The sequence below is a fragment of the Polymorphospora sp. A560 genome (assembly GCF_045781765.1).
Lineage (GTDB): Bacteria > Actinomycetota > Actinomycetes > Mycobacteriales > Micromonosporaceae > Polymorphospora > Polymorphospora lycopeni.
Genome location: NZ_CP122282.1, coordinates 795,202 through 821,502 on the forward strand (window position 1 = coordinate 795,202; position 26,301 = coordinate 821,502).

36 protein-coding genes and 1 riboswitch are annotated in these 26,301 nt (G+C 71.0%); of the genes, 34 read left to right on the forward strand and 2 right to left on the reverse strand.

Annotated elements, in window-relative coordinates; all coding sequences use genetic code 11:
* Window positions 1-3 precede the first annotated feature (3 nt).
* From rplP to truA, 25 genes are all read left to right on the forward strand, one after another.
* Window positions 4-429 carry a 50S ribosomal protein L16 gene (gene rplP, locus QCD66_RS03715; protein ID WP_212823035.1) on the forward strand — a complete coding sequence of 142 codons (426 nt, stop codon included), beginning with the start codon at window positions 4-6 and terminating at the stop codon, window positions 427-429.
* Entirely contained in the window at window positions 429-665 is a 237-nt protein-coding gene (gene rpmC, locus QCD66_RS03720) for a 50S ribosomal protein L29 (protein WP_357534103.1), read from the forward strand. Before rplP ends, rpmC begins: the two co-directional genes overlap by 1 nt.
* Window positions 662-937: a 30S ribosomal protein S17 gene (rpsQ, locus tag QCD66_RS03725; RefSeq protein ID WP_357534101.1), complete on the forward strand. Its 276-nt coding sequence runs from the start codon at window positions 662-664 to the stop codon at window positions 935-937. Before rpmC ends, rpsQ begins: the two co-directional genes overlap by 4 nt.
* Before the next feature lie 96 nt (window positions 938-1,033).
* On the forward strand, window positions 1,034-1,402 hold the full coding sequence (gene rplN, locus QCD66_RS03730) for a 50S ribosomal protein L14 (protein ID WP_212823021.1): 369 nt from the start codon (window positions 1,034-1,036) through the stop codon (window positions 1,400-1,402).
* On the forward strand, window positions 1,399-1,719 hold the full coding sequence (gene rplX, locus QCD66_RS03735; protein WP_364210807.1) for a 50S ribosomal protein L24: 321 nt from the start codon (window positions 1,399-1,401) through the stop codon (window positions 1,717-1,719). Before rplN ends, rplX begins: the two co-directional genes overlap by 4 nt.
* Entirely contained in the window at window positions 1,719-2,288 is a 570-nt protein-coding gene (rplE, locus tag QCD66_RS03740; protein ID WP_375733953.1) for a 50S ribosomal protein L5, read from the forward strand. Before rplX ends, rplE begins: the two co-directional genes overlap by 1 nt.
* Before the next feature lie 4 nt (window positions 2,289-2,292).
* Window positions 2,293-2,478, forward strand: a complete 186-nt coding sequence (locus tag QCD66_RS03745) for a type Z 30S ribosomal protein S14 (protein ID WP_007073023.1) — start codon at window positions 2,293-2,295, stop codon at window positions 2,476-2,478.
* Between the two features lie 73 nt (window positions 2,479-2,551).
* The gene (gene rpsH, locus QCD66_RS03750) at window positions 2,552-2,959 is read left to right on the forward strand and encodes a 30S ribosomal protein S8 (RefSeq protein ID WP_364210813.1); all 408 of its coding nucleotides are present in this window, start codon (window positions 2,552-2,554) and stop codon (window positions 2,957-2,959) included.
* Between the two features lie 75 nt (window positions 2,960-3,034).
* Window positions 3,035-3,577, forward strand: a complete 543-nt coding sequence (gene rplF, locus QCD66_RS03755) for a 50S ribosomal protein L6 (protein ID WP_364210816.1) — start codon at window positions 3,035-3,037, stop codon at window positions 3,575-3,577.
* 8 nt (window positions 3,578-3,585) lie between these two features.
* Window positions 3,586-3,963 (forward strand): 50S ribosomal protein L18, encoded by a 378-nt coding sequence (rplR, locus tag QCD66_RS03760; RefSeq protein WP_364211005.1) that lies wholly within the window; start codon window positions 3,586-3,588, stop codon window positions 3,961-3,963.
* A 30-nt stretch (window positions 3,964-3,993) separates the two neighbouring features.
* Window positions 3,994-4,608: a 30S ribosomal protein S5 gene (gene rpsE / locus QCD66_RS03765; protein WP_357534096.1), complete on the forward strand. Its 615-nt coding sequence runs from the start codon at window positions 3,994-3,996 to the stop codon at window positions 4,606-4,608.
* A 2-nt stretch (window positions 4,609-4,610) separates the two neighbouring features.
* The gene (rpmD, locus tag QCD66_RS03770) at window positions 4,611-4,793 is read left to right on the forward strand and encodes a 50S ribosomal protein L30 (protein WP_212827709.1); all 183 of its coding nucleotides are present in this window, start codon (window positions 4,611-4,613) and stop codon (window positions 4,791-4,793) included.
* Window positions 4,793-5,236 carry a 50S ribosomal protein L15 gene (rplO, locus tag QCD66_RS03775; RefSeq protein ID WP_357534094.1) on the forward strand — a complete coding sequence of 148 codons (444 nt, stop codon included), beginning with the start codon at window positions 4,793-4,795 and terminating at the stop codon, window positions 5,234-5,236. The genes rpmD and rplO overlap by 1 nt, the downstream gene beginning before the upstream one ends.
* A gap of 242 nt (window positions 5,237-5,478) precedes the next feature.
* Complete coding sequence (secY, locus tag QCD66_RS03780) at window positions 5,479-6,822, forward strand: preprotein translocase subunit SecY (RefSeq protein WP_357534093.1); 1,344 nt, start codon at window positions 5,479-5,481, stop codon at window positions 6,820-6,822.
* Entirely contained in the window at window positions 6,823-7,476 is a 654-nt protein-coding gene (locus QCD66_RS03785) for an adenylate kinase (RefSeq protein ID WP_357534092.1), read from the forward strand. It begins immediately after the preceding gene.
* Window positions 7,477-7,548: 72 nt separating this feature from the next.
* Window positions 7,549-8,400: a type I methionyl aminopeptidase gene (gene map / locus QCD66_RS03790; RefSeq protein ID WP_364210821.1), complete on the forward strand. Its 852-nt coding sequence runs from the start codon at window positions 7,549-7,551 to the stop codon at window positions 8,398-8,400.
* 71 nt (window positions 8,401-8,471) lie between these two features.
* Window positions 8,472-9,029, forward strand: coding sequence for a DUF1707 domain-containing protein (locus QCD66_RS03795; RefSeq protein WP_375733954.1), 558 nt, complete (start codon window positions 8,472-8,474; stop codon window positions 9,027-9,029).
* 243 nt (window positions 9,030-9,272) lie between these two features.
* Window positions 9,273-9,494 carry a translation initiation factor IF-1 gene (gene infA / locus QCD66_RS03800; protein WP_007073013.1) on the forward strand — a complete coding sequence of 74 codons (222 nt, stop codon included), beginning with the start codon at window positions 9,273-9,275 and terminating at the stop codon, window positions 9,492-9,494.
* A 95-nt stretch (window positions 9,495-9,589) separates the two neighbouring features.
* The gene (rpmJ, locus tag QCD66_RS03805) at window positions 9,590-9,706 is read left to right on the forward strand and encodes a 50S ribosomal protein L36 (protein ID WP_212822987.1); all 117 of its coding nucleotides are present in this window, start codon (window positions 9,590-9,592) and stop codon (window positions 9,704-9,706) included.
* Window positions 9,707-9,881: 175 nt separating this feature from the next.
* Window positions 9,882-10,262, forward strand: a complete 381-nt coding sequence (gene rpsM, locus QCD66_RS03810) for a 30S ribosomal protein S13 (RefSeq protein ID WP_357534088.1) — start codon at window positions 9,882-9,884, stop codon at window positions 10,260-10,262.
* Between the two features lie 185 nt (window positions 10,263-10,447).
* Window positions 10,448-10,855, forward strand: a complete 408-nt coding sequence (gene rpsK / locus QCD66_RS03815; RefSeq protein WP_007073011.1) for a 30S ribosomal protein S11 — start codon at window positions 10,448-10,450, stop codon at window positions 10,853-10,855.
* 13 nt (window positions 10,856-10,868) lie between these two features.
* Window positions 10,869-11,495 carry a 30S ribosomal protein S4 gene (gene rpsD, locus QCD66_RS03820; protein ID WP_357534086.1) on the forward strand — a complete coding sequence of 209 codons (627 nt, stop codon included), beginning with the start codon at window positions 10,869-10,871 and terminating at the stop codon, window positions 11,493-11,495.
* Between the two features lie 178 nt (window positions 11,496-11,673).
* Window positions 11,674-12,696: a DNA-directed RNA polymerase subunit alpha gene (locus QCD66_RS03825; protein WP_357534084.1), complete on the forward strand. Its 1,023-nt coding sequence runs from the start codon at window positions 11,674-11,676 to the stop codon at window positions 12,694-12,696.
* A 31-nt stretch (window positions 12,697-12,727) separates the two neighbouring features.
* Window positions 12,728-13,300, forward strand: a complete 573-nt coding sequence (gene rplQ, locus QCD66_RS03830) for a 50S ribosomal protein L17 (RefSeq protein ID WP_364210829.1) — start codon at window positions 12,728-12,730, stop codon at window positions 13,298-13,300.
* Between the two features lie 72 nt (window positions 13,301-13,372).
* A complete protein-coding gene (truA, locus tag QCD66_RS03835) occupies window positions 13,373-14,209 on the forward strand; it encodes a tRNA pseudouridine(38-40) synthase TruA (protein ID WP_357534080.1) in 837 nt (278 codons plus the stop codon).
* Here truA and QCD66_RS03840 read toward each other — a convergent pair.
* Complete coding sequence (locus QCD66_RS03840) at window positions 14,194-14,886, reverse strand: hypothetical protein (RefSeq protein WP_407566999.1); 693 nt, start codon at window positions 14,884-14,886, stop codon at window positions 14,194-14,196. The genes truA and QCD66_RS03840 overlap by 16 nt on opposite strands.
* 946 nt (window positions 14,887-15,832) lie before the next feature.
* Between QCD66_RS03840 and QCD66_RS03845 the strand changes: the two genes are divergently transcribed.
* The 9 genes from QCD66_RS03845 (at window position 15,833) to thiC (ending at window position 24,324) form a co-directional block, all read left to right on the forward strand.
* Window positions 15,833-16,435, forward strand: coding sequence for a class I SAM-dependent methyltransferase (locus tag QCD66_RS03845; RefSeq protein WP_375736435.1), 603 nt, complete (start codon window positions 15,833-15,835; stop codon window positions 16,433-16,435).
* Window positions 16,436-16,478: 43 nt separating this feature from the next.
* Window positions 16,479-18,158, forward strand: coding sequence for an ABC-F family ATP-binding cassette domain-containing protein (locus QCD66_RS03850; protein WP_375736436.1), 1,680 nt, complete (start codon window positions 16,479-16,481; stop codon window positions 18,156-18,158).
* A gap of 33 nt (window positions 18,159-18,191) precedes the next feature.
* Entirely contained in the window at window positions 18,192-19,133 is a 942-nt protein-coding gene (locus QCD66_RS03855; protein ID WP_375736445.1) for an aldo/keto reductase, read from the forward strand.
* A gap of 51 nt (window positions 19,134-19,184) precedes the next feature.
* Window positions 19,185-19,292: riboswitch (TPP riboswitch) on the forward strand.
* Entirely contained in the window at window positions 19,287-19,919 is a 633-nt protein-coding gene (gene thiE / locus QCD66_RS03860) for a thiamine phosphate synthase (RefSeq protein ID WP_357534073.1), read from the forward strand. Its footprint overlaps the riboswitch before it by 6 nt.
* Complete coding sequence (gene thiO / locus QCD66_RS03865) at window positions 19,916-20,998, forward strand: glycine oxidase ThiO (protein WP_375736437.1); 1,083 nt, start codon at window positions 19,916-19,918, stop codon at window positions 20,996-20,998. Before thiE ends, thiO begins: the two co-directional genes overlap by 4 nt.
* A 31-nt stretch (window positions 20,999-21,029) precedes the next feature.
* The gene (gene thiS, locus QCD66_RS03870) at window positions 21,030-21,230 is read left to right on the forward strand and encodes a sulfur carrier protein ThiS (RefSeq protein ID WP_357534148.1); all 201 of its coding nucleotides are present in this window, start codon (window positions 21,030-21,032) and stop codon (window positions 21,228-21,230) included.
* Window positions 21,231-21,235: 5 nt separating this feature from the next.
* Window positions 21,236-22,009, forward strand: coding sequence for a thiazole synthase (locus tag QCD66_RS03875; RefSeq protein WP_375736438.1), 774 nt, complete (start codon window positions 21,236-21,238; stop codon window positions 22,007-22,009).
* Window positions 22,006-22,653, forward strand: coding sequence for a thiamine phosphate synthase (locus tag QCD66_RS03880; RefSeq protein ID WP_375736439.1), 648 nt, complete (start codon window positions 22,006-22,008; stop codon window positions 22,651-22,653). Before QCD66_RS03875 ends, QCD66_RS03880 begins: the two co-directional genes overlap by 4 nt.
* 87 nt (window positions 22,654-22,740) lie before the next feature.
* Window positions 22,741-24,324, forward strand: a complete 1,584-nt coding sequence (gene thiC / locus QCD66_RS03885) for a phosphomethylpyrimidine synthase ThiC (protein ID WP_375736440.1) — start codon at window positions 22,741-22,743, stop codon at window positions 24,322-24,324.
* Window positions 24,325-24,327: 3 nt separating this feature from the next.
* Here the strand turns inward: thiC and QCD66_RS03890 are convergent, their stop codons facing one another.
* The gene (locus tag QCD66_RS03890) at window positions 24,328-26,271 is read right to left on the reverse strand and encodes a hypothetical protein (RefSeq protein WP_375736441.1); all 1,944 of its coding nucleotides are present in this window, start codon (window positions 26,269-26,271) and stop codon (window positions 24,328-24,330) included.
* Between the last annotated feature and the right edge of the window lie 30 nt (window positions 26,272-26,301).

Below are 26,301 nucleotides of genomic sequence, written 5' to 3' on the forward strand. Positions count from 1 at the left end.
CACATGCTGATGCCGCGCAAGCCCCCGAAGGGCTTCCGCAAGCCGCACCACCCGGATCGCAGCGGCGCTTCCAAGGGCGGCAACCGGGTGGTCTTCGGCGAGTTCGGTATCCAGGCGCTCGAGCCGGCGTACGTCACCAACCGGCAGATCGAGTCGGCCCGTATCGCCATGACCCGTCACATCAAGCGTGGTGGCAAGGTCTGGATCACGGTCTTCCCGGACCAGGCCCTCACCAAGAAGCCGGCCGAAACCCGGATGGGTTCCGGTAAGGGTTCGCCGGAGTGGTGGGTCGCGAACATCAAGCCCGGCCGGGTTCTGTTCGAGATGTCCTTCCCCAACGAGCAGATCGCGCGTGAGGCCATGCGCCGCGCGATCCACAAGCTCCCGATGAAGTGCCGCATTGTGACGCGCGAAGTGGGTGAATCCTGATGGCAGCGGGCGTTAAGGCCGCCGAGCTGCGTGAGCTCTCCGACGAGGAGCTGGTCACGAAGCTCCGCGAGGCCAAGGCGGAGCTGTTCAACCTCCGCGTGCAGAGCGCGACCGGGCAGTTGGACAACAACCGCCGGCTCCAGGTCGTTCGTCGGGAGATCGCCCGGATCTACACGATCATGCGTGAGCGTGAGCTGGGGCTCTCGGTCGCGCCGGATGAGGTGACTGCAGCATGACCGAGAACACGGCCGCCGCTCCGCGGGCCCAGCGCAAGGTGCGCGAGGGGCTCGTGGTCAGCGACAAGATGGAAAAGACCGTCGTCGTCGAGGTCGAGGACCGGGTCAAGCACCCGCTGTACGGCAAGGTCATGCGCCGGACCAGCAAGCTGAAGGCGCACGACGAGCAGAACTCGTGCGGCATCGGTGACCGGGTCCTGCTGATGGAGACCCGCCCGCTGTCCGCCACCAAGCGGTGGCGGGTCGTGGAGATCCTGGAAAAGGCCAAGTAGCGAAGGCTTCGAGCTCGTCCGGCGTCGCCGGGCGCGGGTTCCGCCAGGCTCCGGCCGCGCGAGCGGCCGGAGAACCGGCAGACATAGGAGATAGACGTGATTCAGCAGGAGTCGCGACTGCGCGTCGCCGACAACACGGGTGCCCGGGAGATCCTGTGCATCCGGGTGCTCGGTGGCTCCGGTCGGCGCTACGCGGGCATCGGCGACGTCATCGTGGCCACCGTCAAGGACGCGATCCCGGGTGCCGGTGTGAAGAAGGGCGACGTCGTCAAGGCGGTCATCGTCCGCACCGCCAAGGAGAGGCGGCGCCCGGACGGTTCGTACATCCGTTTCGACGAGAACGCCGCCGTGATCATCAAGGACGGTGGTGACCCGCGCGGGACCCGTATCTTCGGGCCTGTCGGGCGTGAGCTGCGGGACAAGCGGTTCATGAAGATCATCAGCCTCGCCCCGGAGGTGTTGTGACTGTGAAGGTCAAGAAGGGCGACACGGTCATCGTCATCGCCGGCAAGGACAAGGGTGCCAAGGGCAAGGTCATCGCGGCCTACCCGCGGCAGGACAAGGTCCTGGTCGAGGGCGTGAACCGAGTCAAGAAGCACGAACGCATCCGCACCACCCAGCGCGGCGCGAAGACCGGTGGCATCGTCACCCAGGAGGCTCCGATCCACGTCTCGAACGTGCAGATCCTCGACTCCGACGGCAAGCCGACCCGGGTCGGGTACCGGTTCGACGACAACGGCCAGAAGGTCCGCATCGCGCGTAGCAACGGTAAGGACCTGTGATGACCACGGCTACCGAGACCAAGATCACCCCGCGCCTCAAGGAGCGGTACCGCAACGAGATCATCGGGCAGCTGCGCGAGCAGTTCAAGTACGGCAACCCGATGGAGGTGCCCGGCCTCGTCAAGATCGTCGTCAACATGGGTGTCGGTGAGGCTGCCCGCGACGCCAAGCTGATCGAGGGCGCGGTCCGCGACCTGGCCACGATCACCGGCCAGAAGCCGCAGGTGCGTCGGGCCACCAAGTCCATCGCGCAGTTCAAGCTGCGGGAGGGCATGCCGATCGGTGCCAAGGTCACGCTGCGTGGCGACCGGATGTGGGAGTTCCTCGACCGGCTGTTGTCGATCGCGCTGCCGCGTATCCGCGACTTCCGCGGTCTCGACGGGCGCAAGCTCGACGGGAACGGCAACTACACGTTCGGTCTGACCGAGCAGTCGGTGTTCCACGAGATCGACCAGGACCGGATCGATCGTCAGCGGGGCATGGACATCACGGTGGTCACGACCGCCACGACCGACGACGAGGGCCGGGCGCTGCTGAAGTTCCTGGGCTTCCCGTTCAAGGAGAACTGAGCGAATGGCCAAGAAGGCGCTGATCCTCAAGGCGGCCGCGAAGCCGAAGTTCTCGGTTCGCGCGTACACCCGCTGCCAGCGTTGCGGGCGTCCGAAGGCGGTCTACCGCAAGTTCGGCCTCTGCCGGGTGTGCATCCGGGAGATGGCTCACCGCGGTGAGCTGCCCGGCGTGTCCAAGGCTTCCTGGTAACTAGCTATTGCTCTTCGCCGTAGGCCCGGGGCGCGAGCCCCGGGAACCCCGGCGAGAAAGGCTGACAGAACCCATGACGATGACCGACCCGATCGCAGACATGCTCACCCGTCTGCGTAACGCCAACCAGGCGTACCACGACCAGGTGTCGATGCCCTACTCGAAGATCAAGGCGAACATCGCCGAGGTCCTCAAGGCCGAGGGCTACATCGCGACCTGGTCGGTCGAGGAGCCCGCGGAGGGCGCCGTCGGCAAGCGACTGGTCGTCGAACTGAAGTACGGCCAGAACCGCGAGCGGAGCCTGGCCGGCATCAAGCGCGTCTCCAAGCCCGGTCTGCGGGTGTACGCCAAGTCGGACGGGCTCCCGCGGGTGCTCGGTGGACTCGGTGTGGCGATCATTTCGACGTCGCAGGGGCTGCTGACCGACCGGCAGGCCCGCAAGCGGAGCGTTGGCGGGGAAGTCCTCGCCTTCGTCTGGTAACGGGGGCCCTGGCGTGAGCACCAAGTACGCCGCGAAGCGGAGCCCCGCAGTCGCGAACGAAGGAAATGATCGATAATGTCGCGTATTGGACGTAAGTCGATCCCGGTGCCGGCGGGCGTCGAGGTCACGATCGACGGGCGGACCGTCAAGGTCAAGGGCCCGAAGGGCGAGCTGTCGCACACCCTCGCCGAGCCGATCACGGCTGAGCGCAGCGAGGACGGCGAGCTGCACGTCAACCGGCCGAACGACGAGCGGCGCGCCAAGGAACTGCACGGCCTGAGCCGGACCCTGGTCGCCAACATGATCGTCGGAGTGACGGACGGCTACCGCAAGAGCCTGGAGATCCGGGGCACCGGTTACCGGGTCGCGGCCAAGGGCAGCGACCTCGAGTTCGCGCTCGGGTTCTCGCACCCGGTCGTCGTGACGCCGCCGGCGGGCATCACCTTCACGGTGGAGAAGCCGACGCTGTTCCACGTGGCCGGCATCGACAAGCAGCTCGTCGGTGAGGTCGCCGCGAACATCCGGAAGATCCGTCCGCCGGAGCCCTACAAGGGCAAGGGTGTCAAGTACCTCGACGAGGTAATCCGCCGCAAGGCTGGAAAGGCAGGTAAGAAGTGACCGCCACGCTGCTCAAGCGTCGTCGCGGCGTCGCTGCCAAGCGCGCCGTCGGGCGGGCGCGTCGGCACTTCCGGGTCCGCAAGGGCATCAGTGGCACCGCCGAGCGTCCGCGCCTGGTCGTCACCCGTTCGCTGCGGCACATCACGGCCCAGATCGTCGACGACACCAAGGGACACACCCTGGCGTCGGCGTCGACCCTGGACGCGTCGATCCGCGGTGCCGAGGGTGACAAGAGCGCCCTGGCGGGCAAGGTCGGCGCACTGCTCGCCGAGCGCGCCAAGTCCGCTGGTGTTTCCAAGGTCGTCTTCGACCGTGGTGGCAACCGGTATGCGGGGCGTCTCGCCGCGCTCGCCGACGCCGCCCGCGAAGCCGGGCTTGAGTTCTAACCCCGTCACGAGAAGGAAGGAAGGCTGCTGATGCCAGGTCAACAGCGCCGTGGCGGCGGGTCCGGTGGCAACGAGGGTGGTCGCCGCGACAACCGCCGTGAGGGCGGCCGCGGAAACGCGCCCGTCGAGAAGACCCCGCACCTTGAGCGGGTAGTCGCCATCAACCGGGTGGCCAAGGTCGTGAAGGGTGGTCGTCGCTTCAGCTTCACCGCCCTGGTGATCGTGGGCGACGGTGACGGTACCGTGGGTGTGGGCTACGGGAAGGCCAAGGAGGTGCCCGCGGCGATCGCCAAGGGCGTCGAGGAGGCCAAGAAGCACTTCTTCAAGGTGCCCCGGATCGCCGCGTCGATCCCGCACCCGGTGCAGGGCGAGGACGCCGCTGGCGTCGTCCTGCTCAAGCCGGCCAGCGCCGGTACGGGTGTCATCGCCGGTGGCCCGGTGCGTGCCGTGCTGGAGTGCGCCGGTATCCACGACGTGCTCTCGAAGAGCCTCGGCTCGTCGAACCCGATCAACATCGTGCACGCGACCGTGGCCGCTCTGAAGGCCCTCGAATCGCCGGAGGCGGTCGCCTCCCGTCGGGGTCTTCCGGTCGAGGACGTCGCGCCGGCGGCCATGCTGGCAGCCCGCGCGGGTGTGGGGGCATGACGATGGCACGTCTCAAGGTCACCCAGCTCCGGTCCGAGATCGGTGCCAAGCGCAACCAGCGTGAGTCGCTGCGGTCGCTCGGTCTCAAGCGGATCAACGACGTGGTGGTCAAGGAGGACCGGCCCGAGATTCGGGGCATGATCTTCACCGTGAACCACCTCGTGAAGGTCGAGGAGGTCGACTAATGACGATCAAGGTTCACCACCTTCGTCCGGCCCCCGGTGCCAAGACCGCCAAGACCCGTGTGGGTCGCGGTGAGGGCTCCAAGGGCAAGACCGCCGGTCGAGGCACCAAGGGTTCGAAGGCCCGCAAGAACATCTCGGCGGCGTTCGAGGGTGGGCAGATGCCTATCCACATGCGCCTGCCGAAGCTGAAGGGCTTCAAGAACAAGAACAAGGTCGTGTTCCAGGTGGTCAACCTGGACCGGCTCGCGGAACTCTTCCCCGAGGGCGGCCAGGTGGGCCCGGCCGAGCTGGTCGAGGCCGGCGCGGTGCGCAAGGGCCAGCCGGTCAAGGTTCTCGGCACCGGTGAGCTGGGCGGCGTCCAGCTCCAGGTGTCGGCCCAGGCGTTCAGCGCCTCGGCCAAGGAGAAGATCGCCGCTGCCGGTGGCTCGGTAACAGAGCTGTAAGGAAGTACTGGGATCGTGGCGTCCGATCAGTTGGAACCAACTGGCGGGCGCCACGGTCTACTAAGGGACCAATCGTCCCGTTAATATCGGTGCCGGTGGATGTGGCAGGACGGACCTGCCCTGAAACCGATTGGACTGTTACAGTCCGAGTCCCAGCCATGGATTTCGGGCCCCACCCGCCCGGGACCAACCCTGACCGCCACTGACTCAGCCGGCGGCCCGCCTCGCGCAGGAGGAAAGAGTTGCTCTCCGCCTTCAGCAGTGCGTTCCGCACGCCTGACCTGCGCAAGAAGCTGCTGTTTACAGTGGCTATCGTCGCGATCTACCGGCTCGGCGCGACGATCCCCAGCCCCGGCGTGTCCTACGGCAACGTGCAGAACTGCATCGACGCCATGGAGAACGGGGAGACCAGCGGTGTCTTCACACTGCTGAACCTCTTCTCCGGTGGAGCGCTGCTCTCGCTGTCGGTCTTTGCGCTCGGCATCATGCCGTACATCACAGCCTCGATCATCCTGCAGCTGCTCACAGTCGTGATCCCGCGACTCGAGCAGCTTCGCAAGGAAGGCCAGTCCGGTCAGGCGAAGATCACCCAGTACACCCGCTACCTGACTCTCGGGCTCGGTGTGCTCCAGGCGTCGGCCTTCGTCGCGCTGGCCCGCTCCGGCCAGCTCTTCCAGGGCAACTGCCCGCAGACCGACCCGCAGTTCGCGATCATCCCCACCGGCACCGGTCTGCCGACCTGGCTCACCGTCACGGTTCTGGTCATCACGATGACCGCCGGCACCGGCCTGGTCATGTGGCTCGGCGAGCTCATCACCGACCGCGGCGTCGGCAACGGCATGTCGGTCCTGATCTTCACCTCGATCGCCGCCCGGCTCCCCAGCGAGGGTTGGTCGATCAAGACCACCAACGGTTGGGGCATGTTCGCCCTCGTGATCGCCCTGGTGCTGATCGTCATCACCGCGGTGGTCTTCATCGAGCAGGCGCAGCGCCGCATCCCGGTGCAGTACGCGAAGCGGATGATCGGCCGCCGGATGTACGGCGGTACCTCGACCTACATCCCGCTGAAGGTCAACCAGGCCGGTGTCATCCCGGTCATCTTCGCCTCGTCGCTGCTCTACCTGCCCCAGCTCGGCCTTCAGTTCTTCGACCCGAACGACCCGGGCGACGTCCAGATCTGGGTGCAGAACAACCTGGCCGACCCGCGTAGCCCGATCTACATCGCGGTCTACTTCCTGATGATCATCTTCTTCACGTACTTCTACGTCTCGATCACGTTCAACCCGACCGAGGTCGCGGACAACATGAAGAAGTACGGCGGTTTCGTCCCCGGCATCCGCCCGGGCAAGCCGACCGCGGAGTACCTCGACTTCATCCTGAGCCGGATCACCCTGCCGGGCGCGCTCTACCTGGGCCTCATCTCGATCCTGCCGAACTTCTTCTTCATCTGGCTCAACAGCGACCAGTACGTGAACTTCCCGTTTGGTGGCACCGCGGTGCTCATCATGGTCGGCGTCGGATTGGAAACCGTGAAGCAGATCGAGAGTCAACTCATGCAGCGGAACTACGAAGGGTTCCTGCGGTAAATGAGACTGGTTCTGGTTGGCCCCCCGGGGGCGGGGAAGGGGACCCAGGCGGAGTTCATCGCCGCTCACCTGTCCGTGCCCAAGATCTCGACGGGGGACATCTTCCGGGCCAACGTCTCCCAGGGCACCCCGCTGGGAGTCGAGGCCAAGCGGTACATGGACGCGGGCAAGCTGGTCCCGGACGAGGTCACCATCAACATGGTCCGGGGCCGGCTCGCCGAGCCGGACGCTGCCGAGGGGTTCCTGCTCGACGGGTTCCCCCGGACGACCCCGCAGGCCGCGGCCCTGGACAAGCTGCTCGCCGACCTCGGGACCGCGCTCGACCTCGTCATGGAGTTGGTCGTCGACGACGACGAGGTGATCCGGCGGCTCTCCGGCCGGCGCACCTGCCGGGGCTGCGGCAAGATCTGGCACGTCGAGTTCGACGCGACCACGCGGGAAGGGGTCTGCGACCGGTGTGGCGCCGACCTCTTCCAGCGTGACGACGACAAGGCCGAGACGATCGCCGAGCGGCTGGTCGAATACGCGCACAAGACGGCGCCCCTGGTCGACTACTACGGCGCCCAGGGCAAGCTGGTCGGTATCGACGCGACCGGGCCGGTGGAAGACGTCACGGTACGGGCTATCGACGCACTGCGGTCGTACGGCGGTTAGGCTCGATCAAGTGGTCGCGTACCGGTTCCTCGGCACGCGCCGCGACCGTCAACGGAAGGCCCGATACCTCCAATGCGCCGTCAGCGGCTGAACATCCAGCTAAAGACCCCTGAGCAGATCGACCTGATGCGTGCCGCGGGGCTGGTCGTCGCGGCTGCCCTGGCCCGGATGCGCGAGGCGGTGGCGCCCGGGATCACCACGGCCGATCTGGACGCGATCGCCGAGTCGGTGATCCGGGACGCGGGGGCGGTCCCCTCGTTCAAGGGCTACCACGGGTTCCCGGCCACGATCTGCTCCTCGGTGAACGAGCAGATCGTGCACGCCATCCCGTCACCGCGCCAGGTACTGCGGAACGGCGATCTCATCTCGATCGACTGCGGGGCCGTACTCGACGGCTGGCACGGGGACGCGGCGATCACGGTGGGCGTGGGCGACGTGGACCCGGCCCTGCTGCGGATGGCCGAGGTCGCCGAGGACGCGATGTGGGCGGGTATCGCGGCGGCGGCCCAGGGTGCCGCCGCCGGCCGGGGGCGGCTCACCGACATCTCCCATGCCGTCGAGACGGCGGTTCGCAAGGGCGGCCGTTACGGCATCGTCGACGGGTACGGCGGGCACGGCATCGGGACCGAGATGCACCAGGACCCGCACGTGCTCAACCACGGCCGGCCGGGACGTGGCCCGGCGCTGGTGCCGGGCATGGCGCTGGCGATCGAGCCGATGATCACGATGGGATCGCCCAAGACCGCCGAGCTGGCCGACGGTTGGACCGTGGTCACCCGGGACGGGTCGGTCGCGGCGCACGTCGAGCACTCCTCGGCGATCCTCGACGACGGCATCTGGGTGCTGACCGCACCGGACGGCGGCCGGGGCCGGCTGGGCGATCTGGTGACCGCGCGACAGCCGGCGACGTCGTCGCCGGCGTGACGGCGACGCCCGGCGGCACGGACGGTCGACCGGCGCGAACCTCCTGGGGCGGAGGTGGCATCCTCGTAGGCATGGATCGGCGTGAAGACATGCGCGCGGCGGACTCCGATCGGGAGGCGGTCGCCGAGCAACTCCGGGTCGCGTTGGGCGAAGGCCGGCTTGAACTGCACGAATACGACGAACGGCTACAGCAGGTCTACCTCGCGAAGACGTACGCCGATCTTGACGGGTTGCTCTCGGACCTGCCGGGCACCATCCCCGCGGCGAAGGCGCAGCTCGTGCCGATCGGGGAGAAGGGCGAGTTCGTGGCGCCCGAGGCGGACGGGCGCTATCCGCACGCGACGCGGCGCTGGCTGGCCGACACGTGGGACGGCTACGGCCTCACGGTCGGCATCGTGGTCGGCATCTGGGCGGTCATCTGCCTGATGAGCCAGGAGCTGATCTACTTCTGGCCGGGATGGGTGGCCGGGCCGTGGGGGGCGGTGCTGATCGCGATCACGATCAGCGGGCTGGTCACCGGCGAGCCACAGAAGTGGGCGGCGAAGGAAGCCCGTAAGCGGCAGGCCAAAGCGGAGAAGAAAGCGCGCAAAAAGGCACAAAAGGAATCTGAGGACGAGGACGACGACTGAACCGCGACCTGCGGTCGGGTGACCAAGACCTCGGTTTGCCGTCGATACCTGGGCGCGCGTACACTGGCTGATCGGCGCACAGCGTCCACTCCATCATGCCCACCCCGCGCTTCCGGTGGGTCTTGGAGCCGCGGCTGGCGCGGATCGTTCCACGTCGCGAGGGGCATGTCCCCCGCGGGCGGGGTGGTCCGTGAAAGGTGTTGTGTGCCATCCGGATAAACCGACGTCAGGACAGCGGAGGACATGCCGAAAAAAGACGGGGCCATTGAAATCGAAGGCCGGGTCATCGAGCCACTGCCGAACGCGATGTTTCGGGTGGAGTTGGCCAACGGTCACAAGGTGCTGGCTCACATCAGTGGCAAGATGCGGCAGCACTACATCCGCATCCTGCCCGAGGACCGGGTAGTCGTCGAGCTCTCGCCCTACGACCTGACCCGCGGGCGCATCGTCTACCGCTACAAGTAACACCTGACGACGGCCGGGATGTCCCCGTGTCCGTCCTCGAAGTCCGGCGCGTGACGCGTCGCGTCGCCGGGTGTAGATGGGAAGTAAGGCAAACCGTGAAGGTCAAGCCGAGCGTCAAGAGGATCTGCAACAACTGCCGGGTCATCCGGCGGCACGGCCGGGTCATGGTCATCTGCAAGACCGACCCGCGCCACAAGCAGCGCCAGGGCTGAGTCCCTGCCGCTGGCAGATCGCACAACCGAACAAGCTCGTCCCAGCCGCGGGAGTTTCGCCCCTGAGGGCGCACACGCGCGGCAGACCCCCGGTCGGAGGCCGGGGCCCGTCTGGGCAGGCGGGGTGGGTCGGGCACAGACCTCCGTGAGGAAAACACGAGGAGTACGCCCGCACATGGCACGTCTAGTCGGCGTCGATCTCCCCCGCGACAAGCGGTTGGAGATCGCGCTCACCTACATCTTCGGGGTCGGCCGGACCCGCGCGATCGAGACCCTGACCGCGACCGGCATCAGCCCCGACAAGCGCACCAAGGACCTCACCGACGAGGAGCTCGTCCAGCTCCGCGATCACATCGAGGCCAACTACAAGGTTGAAGGCGACCTGCGCCGCGAGGTCGCCGCCGACATCCGCCGCAAGGTCGAGATCGGCTGCTACGAGGGCATCCGGCACCGCCGTGGTCTTCCCGTCCGGGGGCAGCGGACCCGCACCAACGCCCGTACCCGTAAGGGCCCGAAGCGGACCGTCGCCGGCAAGAAGAAGGCCGGTAAGAAGTAGGTCCTCGATCGGAATTGGTGGTCGTTCGCCGTCGTGGTTGACCGGGCCGCTACCGATCTGGGGTCTACGGAAGTTGACGGGGTCAGACGGGTCGTTCGCCGTCGAAGAGCACGGCGGCGAGCCGCCGAGAACGGCCGTGCGATCAGCAACCGATCTTTTGGAAACAAACAGGAGCGCACTGACTTATGCCACCTAAGGCTCGTGCCGGAGCCGCTGTAAAGAAGGTCCGGCGCAAGGAACGCAAGAACGTCGCCCACGGGCAGGCGCACATCAAGAGCACCTTCAACAACACCATCGTGTCGATCACCGACCCGACCGGTGCGGTCATCTCCTGGGCCTCCGCTGGCCAGGTGGGCTTCAAGGGCTCCCGCAAGTCGACCCCGTTCGCCGCGCAGCTCGCCGCCGAGGCGGCTGCCCGTCGGGCGATGGAGCACGGCATGCGCAAGGTCGACGTGTTCGTCAAGGGCCCCGGCTCCGGCCGGGAAACCGCCATCCGTTCGCTGCAGGCCGTCGGCCTCGAGGTCGGGCAGATCTCCGACGTCACGCCGCAGCCGCACAACGGGTGCCGTCCGCCGAAGCGTCGCCGGGTCTGAGAGGTAGATAGAGATGGCTCGTTACACGGGTGCCGACTGCCGTCGTTGCCGGCGCGAGAAGATGAAGCTGTTCCTCAAGGGCAGCAAGTGCGACGGGCCGAAGTGCCCGTTCGAATCGCGTCCCTTCCCGCCCGGCCAGCACGGCCGCGGTCGGACCAAGGAGACCGAGTACCTGCTCCAGCTCCGCGAGAAGCAGAAGGCCCGCCGCGTCTACGGCGTGCTCGAGCGGCAGTTCCGCGGCTACTACGAGGAGGCGGTGGCCAAGCAGGCCAAGACCGGTGAGGTCCTCCTCCAGATCCTCGAGTCGCGGCTCGACAACGTGGTCTACCGGGCTGGCTACGCCAAGTCCCGCGACATGGCCCGCCAGCTGGTCAAGCACGGCCACTTCACGGTCAACGGCACGAAGGTCGACATTCCTTCGTACCGCGTGAAGGAGCACGACATCATCGAGGTCCGGGCGAAGTCCAAGGAGATGACGCCGTTCATCGTGGCGCAGGCCGAGGCCGGCTCGCGCACCGTTCCGGCGTGGCTCGAGGCGATCCCGAGCCAGATGAAGATCCTCGTGCACTCGCTCCCGGCCCGCCAGGTCATCGACACGCAGGTCCAGGAGCAGCTGATCGTCGAGCTCTACTCCAAGTAGTCCGGCCGGCCCTCGTGGCCGACCGGCCCCGACCGACCCGACGGGTCGACCGGGGGCTCACCCGGCCCGTCAGGGCCGGTCCGGAGCACCGCCCCGCCGGCGTGAGCCGGCGGGGCCGCTCCACACCACATTGGTTGCGGGCGTCAAATGGTGGGCGCCCCGGCACAAGGAGAACGCAGTGCTCATCACCCAGCGGCCGACCCTCACCGAGGAGTCGATCAGCGAGACCCGGTCCCGGTTCACCATCGAACCGCTGGAGCCCGGCTTCGGCTACACGCTCGGCAACTCGCTGCGGCGTACGCTGCTGTCGTCCATCCCGGGCGCGGCGGTCACGTCGATCAAGATCGACGGCGTGCTGCACGAGTTCACCACGATCCCCGGTGTCAAGGAGGACGTGGTCGAGCTCGTCATGAACGTCAAGGAACTGAGCGTCAGCTCCGAGGTCGACGAGCCGGTCAGCATGTACCTGCGCAAGCAGGGCCCGGGCGACGTCACCGCCGGTGACATCCAGCCCCCGGCCGGTGTCTCGGTGCACAACCCCGACCTCAAGCTCGCGACCCTCAACGGCAAGGGCCGGCTCGACATGGAGCTGACCGTCGAGCGGGGCCGCGGCTACGTGACGGCCGCGCAGAACAAGCAGGCCGGCGCCGAGATCGGCCGCATCCCGGTCGACTCGATCTACTCGCCGGTGCTGAAGGTGACCTACCGGGTCGAGGCGACCCGTGTCGAGCAGCGCACCGACTTCGACCGCCTGATCATCGACGTCGAGACCAAGGCGTCGATCGGGCCGCGGACCGCGATCGCGTCCGCCGGCTCGACCCTGGTCGAGCTCTTCGGCCTGGCCCGCGAGCTGGACGAGACCGCGGAGGGCATCGACATCGGCCCGTCGCAGGGTGACCTCCAGCACGCCGCCGATCTGGCGCTGCCGATCGAGGAGCTGGACCTGACCGTACGGTCCTACAACTGCCTCAAGCGCGAGGGCATCAACACCGTTGGTGAACTCATCGGGCGTACCGAGGCCGACCTCCTCGACATCCGGAATTTCGGTCAGAAGTCGATCGACGAGGTCAAGATGAAGCTCGCCGGCATGGGGCTGGGCCTGAAGGACTCGGCGCCCAACTTCGACCCGGCGAACGTCGTGGACTCCTTCGGCGAGGTTGACTACGACACCGACGACTACCGCGAGACCGAGCAGCTCTAAGATCCGCTGCCAATACTGAGGAGCACCAACAATGCCCACGCCCACCAAGGGCCCCCGCCTCGGCGGCAGCCCGGCGCACGAGCGGCTCATCCTGGCCAACCTGGCCACCGCGCTGTTCCAGCACGGCAAGATCCGTACGACCGAGACGAAGGCCAAGCGGCTGCGCCCGCTCGCGGAACAGCTCATCACCAAGGCCAAGCGCGGCGACCTGGCCGCACGTCGGCGGGTGCTGACCGTCGTACGCGACAAGGACGTGGTCTACACGCTGTTCGACCAGATCGCGCCGCGCTACGCCAACCGTCCCGGTGGCTACACCCGGATCGTGAAGACCGGTCCGCGCAAGGGTGACGCCGCCCCGATGGCGATCATCGAGCTGGTCGAGGAGCTCGTCGTCGCGGAGTCCGGCGGCGGCAAGAAGTCGGCCGCCCGCAAGGCGGCCCAGCAGGACAAGGTCGAGGCGCTCGCCCCCGCCGAGGCGGAGAAGCCCGCGACCAAGCCGGCCGCCGCCGAAGCGGACCAGGACGCCGAGGCGCCGGAGTCGGCGTCCGGCGACCACGGTGCGGAGGGCCCGGGCGACAAGGCCGAGGGCGAAGACACCAAGTAATCCGCCCAGCAAGGCACACCGGCCCGGCACCCCGCCACGGGGTGCCGGGCCCGGTCATTTCAGGAGTACGAAGTGGACGGACGAACCCGGGTACGGCTGGACGTGGCGTACGACGGCACCGACTTCTCCGGCTGGGCGGCACAGCCCGGGCGGCGTACGGTCGCCGGCGTCCTGGCCGAGACCCTGCACCGGATCTTCGGCCCGGAGGCGGTGACCGGGCTGACCGTGGCCGGCCGGACCGATGCCGGCGTGCACGCCTCCGGGCAGGTGTGCCACGTCGACCTGCCGGCCGCGGCCTGGGCCGACCGGGCCGACACGCTCGTCCGCCGGCTGTCCGGCATGCTTCCCGGCGACGTCCGGGTACGGGCGGCCACCGCCGTCCCCGACGACTTCGACGCGCGGTTCGCGGCCACCTACCGCCGGTACGAGTACCTGGTCACCGACGCCGCGCACGGGGTCGAGCCGGTGCGCCGGCACGAGATCCTGGCCTGGCCCCGGCCGCTGGACCTCGACCGGTTGAACGCGGCCGCCGCCGGCCTGGTCGGCGAGCACGACTTCGCGGCGTACTGCCGGCGCAAGGAGAACGCCACCACCCGGCGCGAGGTCACCCGCCTGGACTGGCGACGCGACACCGCCGGCATTTTGGTCGCGACCGTGCAGGCCGACGCGTTCTGCCAGTCGATGGTGCGCAGCCTGGTCGGGGCGATGCTCGTCGTCGGCGACGGGCGCCGCCCGCCGGACTGGCCGGCCGGCCTGCTGCGGCACCGCGAACGGTCCAGCGAGGTGACCGTGGCGCCGGCGCACGGGCTGACCCTCGTCGCGGTCGGCTATCCCGAGGACCCCGCCGCGTACGCGAGCCGGGCCGAGACCACCCGCCGGTTGCGGGTCGAGCCTCAGCTACCGGGCTGAGTCGCGGCCGCCGGCCCGGCCTCCCCGTCGGCGACGGTCGCCCGGCGCTCCAGCACGGTGCCGCGCAGGTGTAGCTCGATGACGTCGTAGAGGATCTGCCGGGCGTGCTGGTCGCCCGGATCGATCTCGTCGCCGGTGGCCTTCGCGATGACCGCGTACGCCAGGAAGTGACCCCGGAAATGCCAGCCGACCTGGCCCGACGAGTGGACGACGGGTTCGGTGCCGGCTCCGGCGACCATGCCCTGGAAGCGACCGCTCTCCTCGGCGACGAGTGGCTTGATGCCTTTGTGGACCCGGCCGGCGGCGGCCTCGTCCACCAGGTTGAAGATCCCGGCGGTGAGCAGGTATTCGCCGCTCGGCGACCGGAGCGTGGCCCGTACGACCTGGGTGCAGCCGGCACCGCCGAGCAGTTCGGCGATGCCGCCGCCCGCCGCGCCCGCGCAGTCCGGCGCCACCTCGGTCTTCAACACCTGGTAGGGCGGCTCCTTCGGGTTGATGACGAGGTCGGCGGTGGGGAAGACCTCTTCGACGGTGAGCGGCGCCGGATCGACGGCCTGTGAGGTGATGTCGCGCGGCTGTGCGGCGGCCGGGCCGCCGGCGGCGCGGGCGTCGCGTCCCTTGCGCTCGTCGGCGACGAGGAAGTAGGAGGTGAGGCCGCAGACGCCGAGCAGCACCACCACGGCGATCCCGCTTATCAGGGCCTGGAGTTTCGCCTTCGCCGAGGGGCGGTTGGCGACAGGGCCGCCGATGGTGGTGTCCCGCCCGGGTTCGGGTGCCGGGGCTGGCCGGGGCCGGGCGGGGCCGGCCGGTGAACCCGCCGGTGGCGGGCCCGACCGGGTGGGACCCGGTGCCGGCGGCAGGGCGCGGGCGGAAGCTGCCGGTGGCAGGGCCGGGCGGGCGGAACCCGGCGCCGGTGGCAGGGCACGGGTCGGGGCGGGCGACGGTGGGAGGGCCCGGGGCGGGCCGGGCGGTGCCGGCTGGCGCCGGGGCACGGGTGACGGCGCCGGGCGGTCGGGGGGCGTCCGTGCGGGAGGGGGGACCGGGCCGGGCCGTCCCTGGGCCGTCCGTGCCGGCCGGGGTGTCGGAGCAGGTGGGGTGTCCGCGTCGGCCCGGGCCCGGCGACGACCCGCCGGTGACGGGTCGTTCGCGGGACCGCGCGGGACCGCGGGTCGGTCGTCCGGAGGTGCGTACGGCTCGGTGGCCGGGCGACGGCGGTGGCCGGAGGTAGGGGGCTCGGCAGGCAGGTAGCTGGGCAGGTAGTCCGCGATCGACCCGGTGCCGGCCGGGGGCGGGTGCGGCCGGGGCGGTTTGCGGCCATCGGAAGCGGCCGGGCGGCGTGGGTCGGCCGCCTCGTCGGGTGGGCCGGACGGTGGTTGGGGTGACCGGCTGAACCGGGCGTAGGGGCTGGGTGGGGCGTGCTCGCGGCCCGGCGGGGATGGACGTCCGTCGGGGTGCGGCCGGTGCCCGTACACCATGCCGGTCAGGGTAACGGAGGTTGGAGATCCCTTACCGCACTTGAGGTTTTGCGTCAATCGAAAGAGTGGACCTTCTGCATGAACAGTACTTTTCGCACCGCAGGAGCCAGGGGCGGTGCCGGGTACGCCGTGGGCGAGAATGCCTGACGTGACCGGCGACCACTACTTCACCGCTGAACCGACCAGCCCCGATCAGCGCCGCGACATCGAGTTCACCGTGGCGGGGCACGGTCTCACCCTGGTCGCCACCGGCGGCGTCTTCTCCGCCGGGCGGCTCGACCCCGGCACGGCCGTACTGCTGCGCAAGGGCGAGTTGCCCGCGGCCGGTACCGGCCACCTGCTCGACCTGGGCTGCGGTTACGGGCCGATCGCGTGCGCGCTGGCGACCGTCGCGCCGGCCGCCACCGTCCACGCCGTCGATGTCAACGCCCGTGCCCGGGAACTCGCCGGCGAGAACGCGGCTCGCATCGGCGTCGCCGACCGGGTCCGGGTCGCCGCGCCCGACGACGTACCCGACGACATCGTCTTCGCCCAGATCTGGTCGAACCCGCCGATCCGGATCGGCAAGGCCGAACTGCACGCCATGCTCACCCGCTGGCTGCCCCGGCTCGCGCCGGACGGGGTCGGCTGGCTCGTCGTGGCCCGGCACCTCGGCGGCGACTCGCTGCACCGCTGGCTGGTCGAGCAGGGTTTCCGGGTCGACCGGCACGCCAGCCAGAAGGGCTACCGGGTACTGCGGGTGACCCGCTGAAACCCGCTGTCGCCGGACCGGTCGGTTCGGGCACGATGCCCCGGTGGGTTACGTAGACGTCGCCGGGGTCGCGCACACGCTGCCCGACGGCCGCCAACTGTTCGCCGACGTGTCGTTCCGGGTCGGTGAGGGCGCCAAGGTCGCCCTGGTCGGCCCGAACGGCGCCGGCAAGACAACGCTGCTGCGCATGGTGGCCGGCGACCTGACGCAGCAGACCGGTGCCATCGCCCGGTCCGGCGGGCTGGGCGTGATGCGCCAGTTCATCGGCATGATCGGCGACGACACCACACTGCTCGACCTGGCGCTGTCGCTGGCCGCCCCGGTGCTTCGGGACGCCGGCCGGCGGTTGGTCGCCACCGAGGCGGCGCTGCGCACCGCCGAGGCGCGCGGCAAGTACAGCAACGCGGCCGGCAAGGCGCAGATGGCGTACGCCGACGCGCTGGCCGCCTGGGGCGAGACCGGCGGGTACGAGGCCGAGGTGGTCTTCGACACCGTCGCCACGATCGTGCTCGACCAGCCGTGGGACGCCGTCCGGGACCGACCCGTGCGCACCCTCTCCGGCGGGCAGCAGAAGCGGTTCGCGCTCGAACTGCTGCTCCGTGGCACCGACGAGGTGTTGCTCCTCGACGAGCCGGACAACTTCCTCGACGTACCCGGCAAGCGGTGGCTCGAACGGCGGCTGCGCGAGTCGGCCAAGTCCGTGCTCTACGTCTCGCACGACCGGGAGTTGCTGGCCCAGACCGCCGACCGGGTCGTCGCCGTCGAGGGCGGCAGCGCCTGGACCCACCCGGGCGGGTTCGCGAGCTGGCACGAGGCCCGGGTCGCCCGCCACGACCAGCTCGAGGAACGTCGGCGGCGATGGGACGAGGAGCACCAGAAGCTGCGTGAGCTGATGCTGATGTACAAGCAGAAGGCCGCGTACAACGACGGGATGGCGTCGCGCTACCAGGCGGCGCAGACCCGGCTGCGCAAGTTCGAGGAGGCCGGCCCGCCGCCGCTGCCGCCGAAGGACCAGGCCGTCCGGATGCGGCTCACCGGTGGCCGTACCGGCAAGCGGGCCGTCATGTGCGAGCAGCTCGAACTCGACGGCCTGACGTACCCCTTCGACCTGGAGATCTGGTACGGCGACCGGGTCGCGGTCCTCGGCGCGAACGGCACCGGGAAGTCGCACTTCCTGCGGCTGCTCGCCCGCGGCGGCACCGACCCCGACCCGGCGAACGTGCCGGTCGACGTCGGGGTGACACTGGCACCCGTCACCCACGACGGGGTCGTACGGCTCGGCGCCCGGGTCCGGCCCGGTCACTTCTCGCAGACCCACGACCGGCCGGAGCTGATGGCGAAGACCCTGGTCGAGGTGTTGTGGCGCGGCGATGACCACCGGGACGGGATGGACCGGCACGCGGCGATGGCGGCACTGGGCCGCTACGAACTCGCCGGCCAGGGCGACCAGCGGTTCGGCACGCTGTCCGGCGGTCAGCAGGCCCGGTTCCTCGTGCTGCTGCTGGAGCTGTCCGGGGCGACCCTGCTGCTGCTCGACGAGCCGACCGACAACCTCGACCTGGCCAGCGCCGAGGCACTCGAAGAGGGGCTGCGGGCCTTCGACGGCACGGTGGTGGCGGTGACCCACGACCGGTGGTTCAGCCGGTCGTTCGACCGCTTCGTCCTCTTCCGCGGCGACGGCGAGGTGGTCGAGGTGCCCGAACCGGTCTGGGACGTCGCCTGACACCGTCCCGCATAGGCTCGCGACATGACTGAGATGCGCTACCGCCGGTTGGGTGACTCCGGGCTCGTGGTGTCCGTGGTCGGCATCGGCTGCAACAACTTCGGCCGCAAGCTCGACGCCGCCGGCACGAAGGCGGTCGTGGACGCCGCGATCGACGCCGGGATCAACCTCTTCGACACCGCCGACATCTACGGCAACCCGCACGGCGCCTCCGAGGAGCAGCTTGGCGCGGCCCTGCGCGGGAGCCGGGACGAGGTGGTGGTGGCCACCAAGTTCGGCATGAACATGGAGGGGGCCAACGGCGCCGACCGGGGTGCCCGCGGAGCCCGCCGGTACATCGTCCGGGCCGTCGAGGCGTCGCTGCGCCGGCTCGGCACCGACCACATCGACCTCTACCAGATGCACGAGCCCGATCCGGCGACGCCGATCGAGGAGACGCTGTCGGCGCTCGACGATCTCGTCCGCGCCGGGAAGGTCCGTTACCTCGGCAACTCCAACTTCGCCGGCTGGCAGATCGCCGACGCCGAGTGGACCGCCCGGACCCGGAACCTGACCCGGTTCGTCAGCGCCCAGAACCACTACAGCCTCATCGAGCGGGACGCCGAGACCGAGGTCGTGCCGGCCTGCGAGCGGTTCGGGCTGGGCCTCCTGCCGTTCTTCCCGCTGGCCAGTGGCCTGCTCAGCGGCAAGTACCGGCGGGGCGAGAGCGCGCCGCAGGGCACCCGGCTGGCCGAGGACCGGTGGGCCAAGCGGCTGGCCGCCGCGCCCTGGGACCTGATCGAGTCACTGGAGAAGTTCGCCGCGGAGCGCGGCCGCAACCTGCTCGACGTCGCCATCGGCGGGCTCGCCGCCCGCCCTGCGGTCACCTCCGTGATCGCCGGGGCGACCACCCCCGACCAGGTACGCGCCAACGCGCGGGCCGGTGCCTGGGAGCCGTCCGCCGAAGACCGGGAGGCGCTCGCCACCCTGCTCTGACCTGGTCCCCCCTTTACGGGGACCGGACGGCAGACGTACTCTCGGTCGCGGAAGTGACCCACGGGAGCCCGGTGCACCGGGCTGAGAGGGGGGCTGCAGCCCCCGACCGTCGAACCTGATCCGGGTAATGCCGGCGCAGGGAGGAGTGCTGCTGTGCCGTCTTTCGGACGACTGCATCTCGTGACCGACACCCGGCCGGGCCGGGATCCGCTCGCCGTCGTACGGGCCGCCCTGTCCGCCGCCGGCGCCGAACTCGTCGTACAGGTCCGGGTCGAGGACCTGGCGAGCGACCGGGAGGCGTACGACCTGGCCGGCCGGGTCACCGACCTGTGCGCGGCGGCCGGAGCGACCTGCCTGGTCAACGACCGCCTGCATGTCGCGCTCGCGGTCGGCGCCGCCGGCGGCCACGTGGGCGCGCTCGACCTGCCCGTCGACGCGGCCCGCCGGGTGCTCGGCCCGGACGCGGTGCTCGGCGCCACCGCGCGTACCGGGGAGGCGGGGCGGGCGGCGGTGGCGGCCGGGGCGACCTATCTCGGCGTCGGACCCTGCTACCCGACGTCGACCAAGGACGGGCTGCCGGCCCCGATCGGGCCGGCCGGGATCGCCGCGGTGGCCGGCGCGGTCGACGTGCCGGTCATCGCGATCGGCGGGGTGACCGCGGCCAGCGCCCCGGAACTCGTCGCGGCCGGCGCGTACGGCGTGGCCGTCGTCGGCGCCGTCTCGTCGGCCGCCGACCCGGCCCGGGCCACCGCCGAACTGCTCGCCGCGATCACGGCCGTCCGATGAGGCCGGACGTCGCCGTCGTCGGCGCCGGGCCGATCGGACTCGCCATCGCATGGCGCTGCGCCGCCCGGGGGATGAGCGTGGTCGTCCACGACCCGGCCCCCGGTTCGGGTGCGTCGGACGTGGCGGCCGGGATGCTGGCCCCGGTGGCCGAGGCGTACTTCGGCGAGGAGGAGCTGACCTCGCTGCTGGTCGCCTCGGCCGCCCGCTGGCCCGGCTTCGCCGCCGAACTCGCGCGGGCCGCCGGCACCGAGGTCGGCTATCGCGACGAGGGCACCCTCGTGGTGGCCCTCACCGCCGACGACCTGGCCGAGGCGGAGCGGCTGTGGACGTACCAGCGGGGGCTGGGGCTGCCGATCACGGTGCTGCGCCCGGCGGAGTTGCGGGCCCGCGAGCCCGGGCTCTCGCCGCGGGTGCGCGGTGGCGGGTATGCGCCCGACGACCACCAGGTCGACCCCCGGCGCCTGGTCGTCGCCCTGGCGGCGGCGGCGCGGCGGGCCGGGGTACGCGTCGAGCCGACCACGGTCACTGATCTGTCCACGGTGGACGCGGGCACGGTGGTGGTCGCCAACGGCGTCGGCGCGGCCGCACTGGCCGGCGTGCCGGTCCGGCCGGTCAAGGGCCAGGTGCTGCGCCTGCGCGCGCCGGACGGTGCCGCGCCCGGCTTCCGGCACGTGATCCGGGGCTACGCCGACCGGCGGCACGTCTACCTCGTGCCGCGCGCCGACGGCGAGGTGGTGGTCGGGGCGACCGTCGAGGAACGGCTCGATGACACCGTCACGGCGGGGGCCGTACTCGATCTGCTGCGGGCCGCGACCGACCTGCTGCCGGAGATCGCCGAATACCACCTCACCGAGACCCGGGTCGGCTGGCGGCCCGGTACGCCGGACAACGCCCCGATCATCGGTGCGCTGCCCGGCCGGCCGGGAGTGGTCGTGGCCACCGGGCACTACCGGCACGGCATCGTGCTGACGCCGCTGACCGCCGACCTGGTCGCGGACCTCGTCACGACCGGGGTCCCCGACCCGGTGCTGGACCCGTTCGGGCCGGCCCGCTTCACCACCGATCCGACGCCGAACTGAGAGCGGAGGCACACCCGTGCCGGACGATCCGATCGAACTCACCGTCAACGGGGCCACCCGCCCCTTCACCCCGGGTACGACCGTCGCCGCGGTCGTCGCCGCGTCGACCACCCAGCACCGCGGTGTGGCGGTGGCCGTCAACGGCGAGGTGGTGCCGAGGGGCGCCTGGCCGGCGACCACGCTGCGGCCCGGCGACCGGGTCGAGGTGCTGACCGCGGCCCAGGGCGGCTGATCGCGGTGTCGTCGTTCGAACTCGGCGGGCAGACCTTCACCTCGCGACTGATCCTCGGCACCGGCGGTGCCGCGAACCTCCACGTGCTGGAACGGGCCATCCGGGCGTCCGGCACCGAACTGGTCACGCTCGCGCTGCGCCGGGTCGACACCGCCGCCACCATGCAGGGCGGGCTGCTCGACCTGCTCGACCGGTGCGGGGTACGGCTGCTGCCGAACACCGCCGGCTGCTACACCGCCACCGAGGCGGTGAAGGTCGCCCACCTGGCCCGCGAGGCGTTCGAGACGGACTGGGTGAAGCTGGAGGTCATCGGGGACGAGCGCACCCTGCTGCCGGACGGGGTGGAACTCCTCGCCGCCGCCGAATGCCTGGTCGCCGACGGGTTCACCGTGCTGCCGTACACCTCCGACGACCCGGTGCTGGCCCGCCGGCTGGCCGACGTCGGCTGTGCCGCGGTCATGCCGGCCGGGGCGCCGATCGGGTCCGGGCTCGGCATCAGCAACGAGCACCACATCCGGCTGATCACACAGTCGGTGGACGTACCGGTGATCCTCGACGCGGGCATCGGCACCGCGTCCGACGCCGCCCGGGCGATGGAACTCGGCTGCGCCGGCGTGCTGCTGGCCAGCGCGGTGACCCGGGCCGCCGACCCGGAGCGGATGGCGACGGCGATGCGGCACGGGGTCGAGGCCGGATGGCTGGCCGCCGGTGCCGGCCGGATCGCCCGCCGGTCCCACGCCCTGGCGTCCACACCGGACGACGGGCGGCCGCAACTGTGACCGGACCGGGCGGCGTCGTCGTCCTCACCGACCGTCGGCTGGCCCACCGGCCACTGGTCGACGTGGTGCGGGGCTGTGTCGACGGCGGCGCCCGGTGGGTGGTGCTGCGGGAACGGGACCTTCCCCGGGCCGAGCGGACCAGGCTCGCGGACCGGCTGCGCGCCGTGCTCGCCACGGTCGGCGGGCGACTGGTCGTCGCCGGCCCCGACCCGCTGGGCGGCGACGCCGTGCACCTGGCCACCGCCGACCCGTATCCGTCGCCGGCGCCGTCGCTGGTCGGCCGGTCGTGCCACGACGAGGCCGAACTCGACCGGCTGTCCACAGAGGACTACGTGACGATGTCGCCGGTCTTCCCGACCCCGTCCAAGCCCGGCTACGGACCACCACTGACCGTCGACGGGCTGGCCCGGCTGATCCGGCATTCCAGCGTGCCGGTGCTCGCCCTCGGCGGCATCCGTACCGCCGCCCAGGTCGCCCGGTGCCACGCCGCCGGTGCGGCCGGCGTCGCGGTGATGGGCGTCGTCATGTCCGCCGCCGACCCGGCGGCCACCGTCGCGGCGCTGCGCGCCGGCCGCCCACCGCGGGCCGGTTCCGGCGGCGGCGATCCGCAACCCCCGGCCCGCCGCGGCCGGCGGTCCGGCTGAGCGTCATCCAGAGAAGAAGTTTGTCGTGAGCGGGCGGAGCGGCCGGCTCGGCTCGCGTCATGACGACGAGCGAAGCGAGGAGATGTCATGCAGGCACGCCGCAAGGTCTACGTCGAAGGTCCACGACCGGACATCCAGGTGCCGTTCGCCGAGGTCGAGCTGGCCGGCGACAACGCGCCGGTCCGGCTCTACGACACATCGGGTCCGGGGTCCGATCCGGAGACCGGACTGCCCCCGCTGCGCGGTCCGTGGATCGCCGAGCGCGGTGACGTCGCGCCGGTCCGCGGCGGTGGCAGCCCGCTCGCCGGCACCCGGCCGACCCAGCTCGCCTACGCCCGCGCCGGCCGGATCACCCCGGAGATGGAGTTCGTCGCGGTCCGCGAGGGCGTCCCGGCCACGGTCGTACGGGACGAGATCGCCGCCGGTCGCGCCGTCCTGCCGGCGAACGTCAACCACCCCGAGTCCGAGCCGATGATCATCGGAAGCCGGTTCCTGGTGAAGGTCAACGCCAACATCGGCACCTCGGCGGTCACCTCGTCGGTCGCCGAGGAGGTCGACAAGCTCACCTGGGCGACCCGCTGGGGCGCCGACACCGTGATGGATCTGTCGACCGGCAAGCGGATCCACGAGACCCGCGAGGCGATCGTGCGCAACTCGCCCGTGCCGATCGGCACCGTGCCGATCTACCAGGCGCTGGAGAAGGTCGGCGGCGACCCGGTCAAGCTCTCCTGGGAGATCTTCCGGGAGACCGTGATCGAGCAGGCCGAACAGGGCGTCGACTACATGACGGTGCACGCCGGGGTGCTGCTGCCGTATGTGCCGCTGGCCGTCGACCGGGTCACCGGGATCGTGTCGCGCGGTGGCTCCATCATGGCCGCCTGGTGCCTCGCGCACCACGAGGAGAACTTCCTCTACACCAACTTCGCCGAGCTGTGCGAACTGCTCGCCCGCTACGACGTGACGTTCTCGCTGGGCGACGGCCTGCGGCCCGGCTCGATCGCAGACGCCAACGACGAGGCGCAGTTCGCCGAGCTGCGTACGTTGGGCGAGCTGACCACCGTCGCGTGGGAACACGACGTACAGGTGATGATCGAGGGGCCCGGCCACGTGCCGATGCACAAGATCAAGGAAAACGTCGACCTCCAGCAGGAACTGTGCCACCAGGCGCCGTTCTACACCCTCGGTCCACTCACGACGGACATCGCGCCGGCGTACGACCACATCACCTCGGCCATCGGTGCGGCGATGATCGGCATGTTCGGCACCGCGATGCTGTGTTACGTCACCCCCAAGGAGCACCTCGGCCTGCCCGACCGCGACGACGTCAAGGCCGGCGTGATCGCGTACAAGATCGCGGCGCACGCGGCCGACCTCGCCAAGGGGCACCCGGGGGCGCAGGCCTGGGACGACGCGCTCTCCAAGGCGCGGTTCGAGTTCCGCTGGGAGGACCAGTTCAACCTGTCGCTCGACCCGGAGACCGCGCGGGCGTACCACGACGCCACCCTGCCGGCCGAGCCCGCCAAGACCGCGCACTTCTGCTCCATGTGCGGCCCGAAGTTCTGCTCGATGAAGATCACACAGGAGCTGAAGGAGTACGCCGAGCGCGGCATGCGGGACAAGTCGCAGGAGTTCGTCGACTCCGGTGGCCGGGTCTACCTGCCGCAGGCCTAGCGGTCACCCACCGGGCGGGCGGTCGGACGTACGCAGCGACAGGCGCGGGCCGGGGTCACGGCGCGGCCGGTCGTCCGCCGGGGCGGCCGTCCCGAGCCCGCTGACCCAGTCGACGTAGTCCTCGTCCTGCGCCTTCGCCGGCTTCCGGCCCCGACCCTTCGCCGGGCGGTCGGCCGGCTGCTCGTCGACCGGCGGCTCGGGCTCCTCGACCGGGTTGCCGGTCGGGGCCGGCTTGCGGCGGAACAGTTTCCGGCGGGGCGGGACGGTGTCCGTGGGCTCGGCGTTCCCGTCGTCCGCCCCGGTGCCGTCCGGCTCGACGGGCGTCTCGGCCGGCTTCCCGCGCCGCCGGGACCGGCCGCGCTCCTTGTCCCCGGTCGGGGCGGGGGCGGTCGGGCCGGCGGCCGGCACGGAGTCGTCCAGGCCGGCCTCGATGCGGTCGATCAGTGACGCGCCGAGGTTCGGGCGGGCCGGATCGGCGGGCGGGGCTGGCGGGGCGATCGGCTGGGCCGGACCCGCGCCGGCCGGCTCCGGAACACGGGGCGCCGGTGCCGGCCGGGGCGCGGGTTCGGGCGTGGGCCGTACAACGGTTTCGGGCGCGGGCCGTGGGACGGGGCGGGGTGCCGGTTCGGCCGTTGCCCGCGCGGCGGGTTCGGGCGAGCGCTGGGTGGATTGAGTCGCGGGTTCGGGCGAGCGGGGCCGGGGCGGAGTCGACGGCTCGGACGGGCGGGGCGTGGGCCGGACCGGTTCCGCTTTCGTCAGTACCGGCAACACGGTGGTGGCCGGGGCCGGTGGCTCGTTCCCGGTGGTACCGACCGGCACCGGCTCCGTCGCTGGTGCCGGTACCGGATCCGTCGTTCGATCCGGCACCGCCGAGGGTGCCGGCTCCCGGGCCGGCTGCGTCGGCACGCTCGGCGCATCCGGCGCCGTCGCCCCGGTACGGTCCGGCCCGGCGCTGTCGGACCCGTCGGTGGTTGGCGTCGACTCGCTGGTCGTCGCCTCGGTATCCGGCCGGCGGAACTTCAGCCGGTGCCGGCCGCCGGCCCGACCGGCCGCCGTGCCGGTGGCCGTCGAACCATCGGCAGTGCCCGGGCGGGGTGCCTGGCCGGGCAGCCTCGTCAGCACCGCGAGCACCGATCCGATCGCACCGGTGGCCACCGCGAGCAACGCGGCCCAGTAGGGATTGGCCTGGTAGCGGTCGGCCGAGTCACCCGGTCCGGCGGCCAGGTAGGCGAAGGCCAGCAGGGCCGGCGCGACCGCTCCCGACAGGGCGGCCGGCACGACCGGATGGCCACGGAGGCGGGCCAGCACGCCGAGCCCGGCACCGGCCACCAGGGCCAGCGCCGGCATGACGACCAGCGCCAGCCGCCCACCGGCGCCGGTGCCGAGCCCGGCCGGATCGAACACCCCGAGGCGTACGTCCGGCGGGGCGGCCGCCGGCCCGAGCGACGGAACGACCGAGAGCAGGGCGAGCAACCACACCGCCGCGATCGAGGCGGCGACGTTCCAGCCGATCGCCCGTTGGGTGAGCGCCGCGACGGCGACGGCCGCACCGACCACGGCGCCGAGGGTGGCGGCCAGGCCGACGGCCCCGACCGGGTCGGGCGACGCCACCAAAGCCGCGCGCGCCGGAAGCATTGCCAGCGGTGCGACGGCGGTGGCGCCGAGCCCGGCCACCACGGCGTACGCGATCCGGACCCCGATCGGCGTCGCGAGCCCGTGTCGCCGGGCCAGCCGCTCGGCGGCGAAGCCACCGGCCACCGCGGCGATCGCGGCGAACCAGGTCACCCAGGCGAGCTGGGCCGGCCACAGGTTCTGCGTGGTGCCGTCGAAGAGACGGGCGAAGCGTACGAGCCCCAGCCCGTATGCGATGCCGAGCTGGCCGGCTCCGGCGAGTGCGCCGACGCCGAGTGCCGCGAGCAGCACCTTGCCCCAGGTCCGATAGGCCATGCGGGCACGTTACGGCCAGCGGTGGTGAAT

Excerpts from the sequence above, each read along its gene's own strand:
- rplP (WP_212823035.1), top strand. The coding sequence starts at position 4 with ATGCTGATGCCGCGCAAGCCCCCGAAGGGCTTCCGCAAGCCGCACCAC.
- rpsK (WP_007073011.1), top strand. The coding sequence starts at position 10,448 with ATGCCACCTAAGGCTCGTGCCGGAGCCGCTGTAAAGAAGGTCCGGCGC.
- rplQ (WP_364210829.1), top strand. The coding sequence starts at position 12,728 with ATGCCCACGCCCACCAAGGGCCCCCGCCTCGGCGGCAGCCCGGCGCAC.
- rpsH (WP_364210813.1), top strand. The coding sequence starts at position 2,552 with ATGACGATGACCGACCCGATCGCAGACATGCTCACCCGTCTGCGTAAC.
- rpmD (WP_212827709.1), top strand. The coding sequence starts at position 4,611 with ATGGCACGTCTCAAGGTCACCCAGCTCCGGTCCGAGATCGGTGCCAAG.
- QCD66_RS03890 (WP_375736441.1), bottom strand. The coding sequence starts at position 26,271 with ATGGCCTATCGGACCTGGGGCAAGGTGCTGCTCGCGGCACTCGGCGTC.
- QCD66_RS03855 (WP_375736445.1), top strand. The coding sequence starts at position 18,192 with ATGCGCTACCGCCGGTTGGGTGACTCCGGGCTCGTGGTGTCCGTGGTC.
- rpsE (WP_357534096.1), top strand. The coding sequence starts at position 3,994 with ATGCCAGGTCAACAGCGCCGTGGCGGCGGGTCCGGTGGCAACGAGGGT.
- rplO (WP_357534094.1), top strand. The coding sequence starts at position 4,793 with ATGACGATCAAGGTTCACCACCTTCGTCCGGCCCCCGGTGCCAAGACC.
- thiO (WP_375736437.1), top strand. The coding sequence starts at position 19,916 with ATGAGGCCGGACGTCGCCGTCGTCGGCGCCGGGCCGATCGGACTCGCC.
- rplF (WP_364210816.1), top strand. The coding sequence starts at position 3,035 with ATGTCGCGTATTGGACGTAAGTCGATCCCGGTGCCGGCGGGCGTCGAG.
- rpsQ (WP_357534101.1), top strand. The coding sequence starts at position 662 with ATGACCGAGAACACGGCCGCCGCTCCGCGGGCCCAGCGCAAGGTGCGC.
- rpmC (WP_357534103.1), top strand. The coding sequence starts at position 429 with ATGGCAGCGGGCGTTAAGGCCGCCGAGCTGCGTGAGCTCTCCGACGAG.
- infA (WP_007073013.1), top strand. The coding sequence starts at position 9,273 with ATGCCGAAAAAAGACGGGGCCATTGAAATCGAAGGCCGGGTCATCGAG.
- map (WP_364210821.1), top strand. The coding sequence starts at position 7,549 with ATGCGCCGTCAGCGGCTGAACATCCAGCTAAAGACCCCTGAGCAGATC.
- rpsM (WP_357534088.1), top strand. The coding sequence starts at position 9,882 with ATGGCACGTCTAGTCGGCGTCGATCTCCCCCGCGACAAGCGGTTGGAG.
- rplE (WP_375733953.1), top strand. The coding sequence starts at position 1,719 with ATGACCACGGCTACCGAGACCAAGATCACCCCGCGCCTCAAGGAGCGG.
- thiC (WP_375736440.1), top strand. The coding sequence starts at position 22,741 with ATGCAGGCACGCCGCAAGGTCTACGTCGAAGGTCCACGACCGGACATC.
- QCD66_RS03795 (WP_375733954.1), top strand. The coding sequence starts at position 8,472 with ATGGATCGGCGTGAAGACATGCGCGCGGCGGACTCCGATCGGGAGGCG.
- QCD66_RS03785 (WP_357534092.1), top strand. The coding sequence starts at position 6,823 with ATGAGACTGGTTCTGGTTGGCCCCCCGGGGGCGGGGAAGGGGACCCAG.
- QCD66_RS03745 (WP_007073023.1), top strand. The coding sequence starts at position 2,293 with ATGGCCAAGAAGGCGCTGATCCTCAAGGCGGCCGCGAAGCCGAAGTTC.
- rpsD (WP_357534086.1), top strand. The coding sequence starts at position 10,869 with ATGGCTCGTTACACGGGTGCCGACTGCCGTCGTTGCCGGCGCGAGAAG.